General features: G+C 47.4%; 8 protein-coding genes. All 8 read right to left on the minus strand.

Annotated elements, in window-relative coordinates; all coding sequences use genetic code 11:
- The coding region (locus tag G519_RS0135635) for a helix-turn-helix domain-containing protein (protein WP_029195754.1) at window positions 1-252 on the minus strand (252 nt) is incomplete at its 3' end.
- Window positions 253-681: 429 nt separating this feature from the next.
- Window positions 682-1,860: an exonuclease SbcCD subunit D gene (locus G519_RS0135640; RefSeq protein ID WP_029198661.1), complete on the minus strand. Its 1,179-nt coding sequence runs from the start codon at window positions 1,858-1,860 to the stop codon at window positions 682-684.
- 84 nt (window positions 1,861-1,944) lie between these two features.
- Window positions 1,945-5,895, minus strand: a complete 3,951-nt coding sequence (gene addA, locus G519_RS0135645) for a helicase-exonuclease AddAB subunit AddA (protein ID WP_029198662.1) — start codon at window positions 5,893-5,895, stop codon at window positions 1,945-1,947.
- A 22-nt stretch (window positions 5,896-5,917) separates the two neighbouring features.
- Window positions 5,918-9,448: a helicase-exonuclease AddAB subunit AddB gene (gene addB, locus G519_RS0135650; RefSeq protein WP_029198663.1), complete on the minus strand. Its 3,531-nt coding sequence runs from the start codon at window positions 9,446-9,448 to the stop codon at window positions 5,918-5,920.
- Between the two features lie 194 nt (window positions 9,449-9,642).
- Window positions 9,643-10,125 carry an SRPBCC family protein gene (locus G519_RS0135655; protein ID WP_029198664.1) on the minus strand — a complete coding sequence of 161 codons (483 nt, stop codon included), beginning with the start codon at window positions 10,123-10,125 and terminating at the stop codon, window positions 9,643-9,645.
- Window positions 10,126-10,128: 3 nt separating this feature from the next.
- Window positions 10,129-10,452 (minus strand): ArsR/SmtB family transcription factor, encoded by a 324-nt coding sequence (locus G519_RS0135660; protein ID WP_029198665.1) that lies wholly within the window; start codon window positions 10,450-10,452, stop codon window positions 10,129-10,131.
- Window positions 10,453-10,640: 188 nt separating this feature from the next.
- Complete coding sequence (locus G519_RS0135665; RefSeq protein ID WP_029198666.1) at window positions 10,641-11,750, minus strand: citrate synthase/methylcitrate synthase; 1,110 nt, start codon at window positions 11,748-11,750, stop codon at window positions 10,641-10,643.
- A gap of 427 nt (window positions 11,751-12,177) precedes the next feature.
- On the minus strand, window positions 12,178-12,420 hold the full coding sequence (locus tag G519_RS0135670; protein ID WP_244280333.1) for a reverse transcriptase domain-containing protein: 243 nt from the start codon (window positions 12,418-12,420) through the stop codon (window positions 12,178-12,180).
- Between the last annotated feature and the right edge of the window lie 59 nt (window positions 12,421-12,479).

Genomic DNA, 12,479 nt, shown 5'->3' on the forward strand with positions numbered 1-12,479 from the left:
CTTTTCTCCAAGCAGCTTAATGGCTGTATCCATCTTGGTTTCCAACTCCTGAAGGCGTTTAGAATCTTCTATACGCTCACTCACAGAAGGAAGGGATTCCTCACCAAATCTTTCTTTGTAGAACTTAACCCAGTTCGTGATCGTGCTAGGAGACACTGAATATTTACGTGCAAGATAAGATAACTTCGTTCCACTAAGTGCCTCTTGAGCTACCTTGATTCGTTGCTCATCATATAGGATATTGCTTTTCATACGTCTCATTCCCCCTCACCAATATTGTACCTTATTGCATATTGATGACTCCAATCTAATTAGGGGGCTTCAGAGTATCGCTTGATATACATGCACAAAATGCAGCTTACAGCTCGTGGAAGGAAGAAAGAGTGAATGCTGAATATTTCCGTGAGTACATAGGGTGATTCCATGAGTGCTTAGTATGATTCCGTGATTACTTTTGGAGTTTCCATGAGAGCTTAGCGTGTTTCCGTGAGTACTTTTGGAGTTTCCATGAGTGTTTAGTGTGTTTCCATGAGTACTTTTGGAGTTTCCATGAGTACTTAGTGTGTTTCCGTGATTACATTTGGTGTTCCATGAATACTAAGAAGCATGCTTCCGTGACTACTAAATGTTCCAGTAACTACCAAGGGTTTGAAAGGAATTGAAGGTTTCCCTCCCCCATCCCTACTCCCCAGCAGCATCCGCCAAATCCTTCTCCTGCAGCAGCTCCAAAAACAACCGAACCAATTCAGGCTCAGGCTGCGCGCCACCTGTTTGACGCGAATAAAAGCGTGTGAAGTGCTCCTCCATCGACAAATCAGCTCTCGATACAACAGCTCGGACTGCCTCCATCTCTGGGTAAATGGGTCGAATATGTATGAAGCCTTCATATGCTTTGCGCAGTGATTGAATCTGCTCAATGGACATGGCTTCTGTCATCGTGACTTCCAAATCAATCCAGGCATTGGCATCGCGTTGTTCATCCAGCCACTGGTGTACCTGACCAATCCCTTCTTTAGCTTTCCAACTAACAAGAGGGCGGCCCGAAGTCAGAAATATCTCTTTAGGCTCTGCCGCTTGTCCCGGAGCTAGATCGAGAACTGTGACCGACTTCGCTTGACCCGCTTCTGAGAAGCTGTAGGCAATAGGAGAACCACAGTAACGGATAGGTGATGCTGCTTTCACATTTTGCGGTCTATGCAAATGGCCAAGTGCAACATATTGCGCTCCTGCCGTTAGAGCATTCGTATCCACCGTGTAGGCGCCTCCTACTTGGATTGGGCGCTCCGATTCCGTTTCATGACCGCCGAGAACGTACAAATGGCTCATAATCAGATTTACCGTGCCGGCTTCAAAAGAAGCTGCTTGTTTACGAATAAGCGCACCCACTCGCTCGGAATATTTACTGCGCAGCACTTCCTCCTCGGCAACATCCGATAGCAGCTCCTTGAGTCGCGATTCCGACGGGTACGGGAGTGCAATCAGTCGTGCCAACTCACCTGTTCTAGCGATACCTATTGACTGAATGTCAGGGACCGGTAAGCCAATTATCGTGATCCCTTGTTTAGCCGCAAGCGGACCTGAAGCTGCAAGCCGATCCGGATGATCATGGTTGCCGGAGATAATGGCCACTTGGCGCTTACCGCCGTCAGCCAATCTGGCAATGCCTTCATAGAAAAGCTGTTCCGCAGCAGCGGGAGGATTTACACTGTCATAGATATCTCCTGCGATCAGAACCAAATCGATGCCTTGATCTTGCACAATCTGCACAAGCTCATCCATGAAAGCTGTCTGTTCCTCTAACCGACTGCGTCCTTCGAGTGTTCGACCGAAGTGCCAGTCAGCCGTATGTAAAATCCGCATAACTCATCTCCTCTCTAAGCATGTCATATGCTCCGTATCTATCTATCTATCTATCTATCTATCTATCTATCTATCTATCTATCTTTACATCTCCAACAATTTCGCCCCATCAAAGAAATACAAGAACTTCCCATTTACAGGACGCTTCCAAATATGTTCAACGGCCCGGGTATACAGTGAAATTTGCTTCTCATAACGTACCATCAGTTCTGAATCACTGCTTCCCTTTACCGCATCCGTTTTATAATCAACCAACACGAGACCTAGCTCATCTTCGAATAAACAATCGATAACCCCTTGAATTAACACTGTCTCACCTTTCGTGGAGCGGTCTGTTCCCATATAGACCTCATCTGCAGGCAGTCCGTAGCTAAATGGCACCTCACGCTGCACGTTCGCAGCTTGTACCATCCGTTTGCCAACCTCTGTTTCGAAAAACTTCAATATAACCGGAATATCCACAACATCACACTGCTCCTGCGTGAGCGTTTGTTTGTTCAGCATCTCCGCAAGAGTTGCCTGTATACTTGATGTCGTCGGCGATTCTTGCAAAGAAAGATTTTGCATGACAGCATGAACAACGGTCCCTTTTTCAGCTGCAGTTAGCTTTTTCTCTTCCATGAATCTAGGCCTGCGCCATACCGCAGTCTTTGGCTTCATCTGAGACTCATCCAAAACAGCAGTCTCTGCTCCAGATGGAAATTCCATTTCTCCCGCTAGGCGATTCATTTCAGACAACCGCTTCATTTCCGACACAGTGGTCTTAGCAAAATGCTTAGGCGCATCCGGGTATTCGTATGTCCAAGAAAGCCGATCCTCCAACCAATCCTTCCATCTGCCCACCGTAGGCACAGAATGACTTTGATAAACAGCTGACAATCGGTCTGTGTCGGGTACCACGCTCTCAGCTTCCAGCGTTTCTTCCATATGCAAGCTCTCTGGCTGGATAACCGTCAACTTCCACTGTGAAGGATCCTGCAGCAGACGCACGCCAGAGGATGCCTCACTAATGCCTAGGCGTTCTCTCCAAAGAGCCGCATCTGGATGACGAAGCAGGGCAGGCCCGACCCAATCGAGATAGCTCCGAGCTTTCGCCAGTTCAAAGTCCGGCAAATACCAATCTGTCCTAGATAGATGACGCCCCCAACCACGCAGCAGCTTATCGAGTGATTTCACAGTCCCAAGTAAATACAGCTTTTCTCTCGCCCTTGTGAGAGCAACATACAAGACGCGCATTTCCTCTGCAAGCAGCTCTAGCTTCATTCTTCTTTTAATAGCTAAGGAAGGCAGTGTCGGATAGCTTACACGCAAATTCGTATCCACAAACCGAGGTCCGAAGCCAAGCTCTTTATGCAGTAAAAAAGCATCATTCAAATCTCGCTGATTGAACATTTTGGCCATTCCTGCCACGAATACAACAGGGAACTCAAGCCCTTTACTTTTATGAATGGACATGATGCGAACCACATCTTCTTGTTCACCGAGCGCACGTGCTGTGCCCAGATCTCCGCCACTCTCTTTCATTCGTTCGATAAAACGCAGGAAGCGGAATAATCCACGTAAAGATGTGCTTTCATATTGTCTTGCACGATCGTATAACGCTCTTAAATTTGCTTGTCTTTGCATGCCCCCCGGCAATCCACCGGCGAAATCGTAGTAGCCCGTTTGTTTATAGATACTCCAAATTAAATCTGCAAGGGAGCCTTGTCTAGCGTCATTCCGCCACTTTTCCAGAAGCCGAAGAAAATGGTTCAGCTTTTGTAAAAGAGCATCGTTATCCTCTGACTCTGCACTTTTTACTACCTGTAAAACAGACTCGTAAAAAGCCACTGATTTATCTGCGACCCTGATTTGTGCTAAATCCTCAGCGGTTAGCTGCACAACCGGTGAACGCAGTACAGCCGCCAAAGGCACATCTTGATACGGATTGTCAATGACTTTCAACAAGGAAAGCATCACTTCAACTTCGGTTGCAGAAAAATATCCCGTGCTTAGTTCCGCGTAGGCCGGTATGCCCTGTTTTTTGAGTTCTTCAATAATGACAGGAGACCACGCCTGCGTCGCTCGCAGCAAAATCACGATATCGCGATAGGTCGCAGGACGATCACCGCCGGTTCTTTTATCAAAAACCTGAAAAGCTTCCTGTCCCCCAGCACCCAGCAATCCTCGAATTTGGCGGGCAATCGTGCGGGCTTCCAGCTGCGCTGTTTCCAGTTCTTGCGCTTCAATTACGGGATCAGAAGCCCCTTCGGCGCCCTCTCCAAAAGCTTCTGAGTCTTGATCGTCTGCCTCTTCATTGAACGATTCACTCTTGTCTGGCAATTCCGTCCCACGATCGACAATCAGCATTTCCACCGAACAATCTGAAGCAGATGGCGGATAGCCCGCTCCGTATACAAGTTCAGCGCGCTCATCATAGGCGATTTCACCAACGGTTTCATTCATCATTTGTTTAAAAATAAAATTGACCGCATCGACAACCTGAATGCGACTGCGGAAATTACGTGCCAAATCGATTCTCCCACCATCGTAAGACATGTCTGTTGATACCTCTTTATTGGAACGGTACGCCTTATACTTCTCCAGAAAGAGACCTGGCTCAGCAAGACGGAACCGATATATACTCTGTTTCACGTCACCTACCATAAATCGATTACCAGGCTTCGTATTCGAGATCAGTTCAACAATAGCTTCCTGGACGCGGTTCGTATCCTGATATTCATCCAGAAGCACTTCCACGAATTGTCTGCGATATGCCTGTGCAGCCTCGGATGGAATCAGTTCCCCGGGGATAGAGCCGTCAGCGCTAAGAATTTGTAAGCAATAATGCTCCAAATCAGCAAAATCGATCAAACCCTTAGCTTGCTTGGCCTCTTGATACCGCTGTCCGAAATCAACAACCAGATCCACTAACGTGTGAAGCAGAGGAGCCATTTCGCCAATTTCTTGATGGAATTGTTCCGGTGTACGTCCGAACAGCTCTTCTTTCATTTTGTTAATTTGCTCTTTAGCTTTATTGCGCAGTTCTTTGACTTCCTCTTGAAGCTCTTTATCGTAGTCATCGCCCTTGCAAGCTTTTAGCTTCCCGAACTCGACCGTTTGAAAACCAAGATACAAGACCGACCACGGATACGTGGTCGTTTCACGCAAATTGTTTACGAGCAGCAAATCTTCTCGCAAATTATCCAAATACGGAGCCGGCCCTCCAGGCGATTCAGCGATTTGCTGCGCTTGCCGCAGCAGATCATTGGCTCCTTCCAGCTCCAAAGACAGGTCGCGGATCAGACTCTGCTCCCAGATCGAATAATCCGCTGGCGCAGTCGCAGCGGCAACATAAGGCAGCGCCTCCTGTATAACGGAGGCCGCCTCATCCGGCACCTCCTGCGGTGCCTGCGGCGCTGGTCCAAACATCGAAGCCGTCGCCCTGAGCCAGTACTCCGGCCACGGATGACTGCGCGACACATCATACAGCTTCTGAATAAGCTGCATGATCGCGTCGTCGTTACGCTCGCCGCTAAACGAATCGACCAGCCGCCAGAAGGCGCTGTTCTCTCCGCTCACGGCGTAGTACTGCTCAAGCATTTCGCCTAACAAGTCTTGGCGAAGCAGGTCTGCTTCCGTTTCGTTTGCAATACGGAAGCCCGGGTCCAACCGAATAAGACTGAAGTAACGTTGAACGACTTCGAGACAGAAGGAATGCAGCGTAGTTATCGATGCGCGTCCCATCAGTGCGAGCTGCTTGCGCAAATGCTGCGAATGCGGCTGCTTCATCAACTCTTTTTCCAGCGCTTCACGAATGCGATGCTTCATCTCGGATGCCGCTGCTTTGGTAAATGTCGCAACGAGCAAACGGTCAACATCAATCGGCTCCCATTCATTGGATATCCGGCGTATAATCCGCTCCACCAGTACGGCGGTTTTGCCTGAACCAGCAGCAGCGGCGACCAACATATTTTGACCCTTGAGTGTAATCGCATCCCATTGATCGTCCGTCCACGTACTGCCGGGAGGCTTAGGCTGTTGTTGTTTATTCACGTATGTACGCTCCTTTCTGCCTTTAGGCTTGGCTCACGTTTTGCTCCAGATCGGACCAGAGCTGATCTTTGCCCCGTTGTTTGAGCTGGTGAACCTCATTGCCTTCAAATAACGGATCAAATTGACAAATCGATTTATACGAGCAATGCAGGCAGGCTGTTTTTTTACCCAAGCGATACGGAGAGATATCCACATGTCCATCTGTGATTCCCGTTCCGATCTGTTTGACCTGTTTCCGCACATATTTCCGAAGTGTATCCCACTGTTCATCCGTTGCAACCGAAGAGGTTGAATAAAAGCTTCCGTCCTTCTTCAAGGCAACGGGGATAAGCTGTGAGTGTCCGGCACTTTTCACCAGCTCATCGTCCATCATACCGGCTACTTCCGCATCAGCGGTGATTAGACCTTTCATTTTATAACGTTTGCGCAGCTCCTTCTCCACTTCAGAGGGATCGAGCGCATTTTTTTGTTGGAGCATCGGATTGTGCACATGGAAATAAAGCACGCCTGCCGGCTTCGCCGCAATGCCCAGCCACTGCTCCGCATGCGTAATAATGACGTCCAGATACGTCAACATCTGTAAGGAAAGACCGTAATACACCTCAGACAACTGCAAGGAGGTTTGACTCGATTTATAGTCAATAACGCGCAAAAGTACGCCTTGCTCGCCATCCGCTCGATCCACTCGATCAATCCGACCAATAATTTCCATGGTGCAGCCATTATCTAACTCAAAGGTCAGTGACGGCAATTCTTTGCCAGGTCCAAAATCGATCTCCAGCCCCAATGGCTGGAACTGTCCATGCTTGGCATGTTCACCGAGCACAACTGCTGCTCTGCCTACAACCTGCTTCAACTTTCTTGCTATGTAAGCATAACGGCTTGAGCTTAATAGAATTTCTCCTTGGAGCCTAGGCGCTAGCTCGTCCACGACTTGAGCGGAACGCTCCATGCATTGCTCAGCTGTAAGCGAGCCCCAATCAAGCTGATCCTGTTGGAGCTTTTGCACAAACTGATTTAAAGCTGCGTGGAACAATTGCCCTATATCCGGAGCATCTAGTCGGTAAACCCGTCTTTCCTGCAGTCTTAAGCCATGAGACACGAAATGCGAGAAAGGACAAGCCACATACTTCTCCATTCTCGATACACTCGCACGTAAATTTTGCCCATATAGAAGCTTGCTGGTCTTCGAACTGAGGCCATTCTCTTTATTCGTATATTGCAGCGCCTGAACTAATGATTGCAGCTTCATCTGCCATGCAGGCTGCTCGGCATACCAATTGTACGTTTCCCACCAAAGGTCAGCCATTCGTCCACCTAACATCCAATGCTTCATTCGAACAGCCAAATAGGAGATGGCTTGAATGGGGTGTGAAATATAAGCCGCCTGTTCGCCTTCTGACGATTCAGCTGCTGGTTCAGCAAGTAAAAGCGGGGCTTCTGTTCCCGGAAAAAGCTGACTCATCTGCTTGATTAGCTCCGAAGGAAGAAGGGATTTCCCTTCTTCGTCGGCAAGCGGGTAGCTCATCCAAAGCCTTTTACCTGGTACGGTTAGCGACGTATACACAATAAACTGCTCGTCCAGCAGTTTGCGGCGAGTACCATCCGCCATTGGCAAGCCCGACTCTGTCAGTACACTTCTTTCCGCTTCTGTAAGAACGCCTTTTTCATCCATTTGTGCAGGGATAACCCCATCGTTGACGCCCAAAATGTAAGCATATCGAATCCCGCTGGAACGTGTCCGGTCCATGCTGCCGATCAATAGCTGGTCCATCGAAGGCGGCACTAAGCCTAGCTTCATACTCTCCATACCGGTCTCAATAAGTCCGTTAAAAAGCTCCAGACTTAAGGAGTCTTCCCCCATCGTCTCTACCAATTGATCCAGCATATCCATGACACTATCCCACATTTGGCCATGCTCTCGCGCTTTTTCTGGCTTCCCATCTTGGATTGCTTGCTGGCTCCAGGACTCTAATTTCTCAGGAGCCTGTACAGTGACCAGAAGCTCATATAACGCTTCAACCTGCTCTTTAACCGAGCTTGCTTGCTGCAAACGTTTCGAAAAGGCAAGCAGTGGTCTTACAACCCATGCTTTGCTCGTATTCAAGGACTGAAGCTCTGCCGTTTGCTCATGTCCACTGTCGTCCGCTTGCTCTAAATTAGCCCGGAATTTAAAGGTCCATGGCTTGCCATCCGTCCATCTGTACCCTTGAATGCCGAAGGCCAGTACATAATTCTCTAATTTATCCAGCTCCGTCCGCTGGAAAGCTGCTTCCATTGGCAGGAGCAGATCCGTTTTGACACACCGAAATACAGCATCGTAATGCCAATTGTGCTGCACAACTTCCAAGGCTGAGCGAATGAATTCAACGAGCGGATGATGAAGGACTGACCGCTTTTGGTCAAAAAAGTGAGGAATGTCATAATCGGTCAAAACCGCTTTTAACAAATCCTGATAGCCATCCATGTTCCGTACCATGACAGCAATTTCCCGCCATCGAACACCATGTTCACGTACCAGCAGCAGCATATCCCGCACAGCACCCTCAACTTCAGCACGGCGATGGACAGCCTCTCTAATAACAAGCTGGTCGTTTAATTTCTCGTTTGGCGCAGGCGTATATCGCCCAGCACCGCCACCAATACGCCGATCGAAATTCCGCTCTAAATAGCCTAGAGCCGGACTATCTTCATAGCGCGGCGATGTTTCAGGAGCCATAAGATGAACTTCAGCTGTCGGTAAGCCAAGCTTCCAAATGAGTTCTTGCATCCGTACCATCGTCGTCGCTGTCGGGTGAAACAAATCCAGCTCATCGGGCGTATCCCCGGCCTGCAGCTCACGATCAAGACAAAGTGTAACCGTCACCTGTTTGCACGCAGCGAATAGTGCGCCAAGCACCGCAAACTCCTGCGGCGTAAAACCGTGAAAACCGTCGATCCATACCGATGCCGACCGCAAATAAGCGGAATTCGGAATTTGCTCCGCCAGAAGTGTTAAATAATCCTCGCCGTCCAAATACTGACGGGAAAGCTCAGCTTCAAATTGCCGATAGACCAGCCCTATGTCATGCATTTTATCACGCAGCAAACCGCTCTCTCCAAGAGTAACCACACGTCTACTCTCGTGTTCTTCCAGCTGCTTAGCAGTTACACAATACCGTTTCATTTCTGTAAAAAGCTGATTCAATCGGTCTACGAACCCCATTTGTTCAGCCGAATGACCAAATAAGTGAAGTTCATCTTTAAATTTATGTAAAATGCTGGTTAGCAGCAATTTCTTGCCTGTATCATCAATGGGCAGCCTCGCTGTGCCGCCCTCTTCTTGCATGACACGCCATGCTAAACGGTGAAAACTTAACACCTGAGCGCGGATCATTCCACGAATGCTAGGATCAGAGACAAGCGCATGCTCCGCCTGAAACGTTGCTTGCTCAGGAACGAGTAAAATAAGCGGATAGCCTTCCGGCTCTGTCGCCAAATGCTGCTTCATCTCTGTGAGACAGCGCTCGCTTTTGCCACTTCCGGCTCTGCCGATTACGAATCGAATGGACATATACAGGGCCTCCTTAAAGCTTTCCTTGGAAAGCTTGCTTCGTAAGCATATACTTTGTTCTCATATCTCTCCTATTCTATCATACTTTTGGTAGAAAAGAGGTGTGGGAGATGATGGGCTTTCGCCAGAACAAATAAGCTGTTCCCCCGTCATTAGGACAGAGAGACCAGCTTATAAGCACCATTTGCGTTGTTCTATTCTATACTGCTGACTGCTATTTTGTACTTTTCATACCACTTTTCCCAATCGCCTTTTGGAAAGTCCATGAAGTGTCCATCCAATAAAGCGTACATCATATCGAGGCAAATGTGCCATCCCGATAAATCTTTCGGTGTATGATCGGTTATTGCGCTAATAAACTCATTTAATACGAGTAAACAGCCTTCCGGCTTTGGGAATAATTCGAAACGTACTCGATCCTTCCCCCATTCGAATTCTAGAACGGAGAATGGTTCGAAATCTGTAATTTTCATATCGATATATGTCCCTGAATCGTCCTTCATATCGAACTTGATAATACCCCCATTACGAAGATCCTCAACTTGGAGATTAGGCATCCATCTGGCCAGCTTATCATTTTCGGTTAAAGCAGCCCAGACTTTTTCAACGGAATGCTTCAATGGACGATCAAAGCGAGCGATATAGCCACCCTCAACCTTTTGTACAGAAGCCAACATATTTTATTCCTCCTCATCTAAAAACTGTTCAAGCGCATCCAGCTTGTTCGACCAGACTTGACGATAAGGCTCCAGCCTATTATCAATTTCTACTAACGGTTCCGCACGTAAATGGTAAATGTGCTTCTGTGAATCCTTGCTAATCGTCACTAAGCCTGCTTCACGCAAAATACGAAGATGCTTCGATACGCCTGGTTGACTCAATTGAGAACTTTCGACAAGCTCCCCAACAGATCTAGGACGAGTTCTTAGAAGGTCAATAATGTTCCTGCGATTGGTTTCGGCAATTATCTCGAAAAGGTTGATGGGTTTATTTTGATTTCGCATGATAATAACCATCCTGTTTCCATGTTATATAACCTTTCGGTTATATTGCCATATAGTTATATAGCTTTCAAGTTAAGGCAGCTGGATGTGGAACGTCAGTCTCTTATTTGTCTCAAATCAGAGTCTTAGTTCATCAAATGGGACAAAAAAAGGAAGGCTCAGCTGCCTCACTTCTTAAGATTTTAAGGCTATTGCAAGGCAGTAGGCATCTTACCGATATAGACCGATTGAGGCCGAAAAATACGATTACAACTTGCTTGCTCTAGTAAATGAGCCGTCCATCCGACCATTCGGCTAGCTGTAAAGCTAGGTGTAAATAAAGATTTTGGTAAAGCAATAGCTCGCATAACGGCTGCGGCATAAAACTCCACGTTCACATACAATTTCCGGCCAGGTTTATAGACAGCCAACAAATCGACGGCCAACTTTTCAACGTGAACAGCAAGATCGAACCAAGGATCCTCTGAGGCTAATTCCGTCATAATTTGCCTTAGCGCTTCCGCTCGAGGATCGTTCGTTTTATAAATGCGATGGCCAAAACCCATCAGCCGATGACCCGATTCCAGCTGTTCGATCAACCAAGCTTCTGCGCGATCTTTGGTTCCTATTTCATCCAGCATGTGAAGGACTTCAGACGGTGCTCCGCCATGAAGCGGCCCTTTCATCGCGCCAATCGAAGCGCAGAGAGCTGAAGCAATATCAGATTGTGTAGACAGCACTACACGTCCTGCAAACGTAGAAGCATTCATTCCATGCTCCATTGCTAATATGAAATAAGCTGTTAACACCTTCACATGTACAGATTGTGGTACTATACCAGTCAGCATGTACAAATAGTTGGCAACATGATCCAGCTCTGGATTAGGTTCAATAGGCTGAAGTCCCAATGATTGTCGATACTTATAAGCAATAATGGTTGGAAGTAAAGCTGTATGTGCTAAAACTGACTCATATTGGGGAGGCCACGCAGCATCCTTCACGGACTCTGTGCCTAGAAACGAGATCGCTGTACGCAGTACACTCATCATGTCGCATTCCAATGGCAACAAATTTAAGGCTGCTTTCAATGTTTCGGGCAAACGCCGATGAGCCGACCATTGGACTCTGAAATTGACAAGCATCTCCTCTGTTGGCAGCTCGCCATGCCAGAGTAAATAAGCCACTTCTTCGAAACTCTTATCCAAGGCTAACTTCTTAGCTTCATGGCCGCGATATACAAGATATCCTTTCTCCCCATCCACCAAGGACAATTCTGTTTCTGCTGCAATAATGCCTTCTAAACCAGTTACGGATGCCATCCTGTCATCTTCCTTTCAATGAGAAGTTAAATCGTTCTATCCTCATCTTAGTTGGTAATGACAGTTTCATCCAATTGGAGTTTTCTTTCATCTCGATAAATAAAATTCAATAAAATATATGTATCGATCATATAAATTTATGAATTTAATAAGTCACTACCAGCCAATGAGGTCACGTGAAGGCATTCGGACATAAAAGCTGCTAATCTGAGGATTGCACGGAACGAGGAGCCGCTATTTCGATGATTATGCCGTTGCAGGATCGGTAAGCGGAACGTGGGGGCGCCATTTTGGCGTTCTACCGGTTTTTTACGCCTCAAAGCGGGAAATAGAGGCTCCTCGTTCCGCGAAAACGTAACATATGCGTTTTCGAGCAAAATAGTCGAGTAGGCGGGGCCTTTCCATCTCGGATTGTGCCCCTTACCCCTCACAGATCCGTACGTGCCCAAGCCAGAAAGTCGAACTTAATTTCGGAATGCTCCCCTTTACGGTCATCATCTTTGCAATACACAATTCGCGTTTTATCCGGATGCAGTTCGAGTTTACACGCGTTGAACCTATTTCTGAGTTGCTCAAGCAGGCGTTCAGCTTCCTCTTTCGTACGACAGTGGATCACTGCATCATCCGCGTATCTTGCCCACGGATTATGGGGATGTTTGATTCCATCCATTTATCGAATGTATAGTGCATGAACAGATTCGCAAGTACTGGACTGATCACCCCACCTTG

This window comes from Paenibacillus alginolyticus DSM 5050 = NBRC 15375 (assembly GCF_000422905.1).
GTDB lineage: Bacteria > Bacillota > Bacilli > Paenibacillales > NBRC-103111 > Paenibacillus_E > Paenibacillus_E alginolyticus.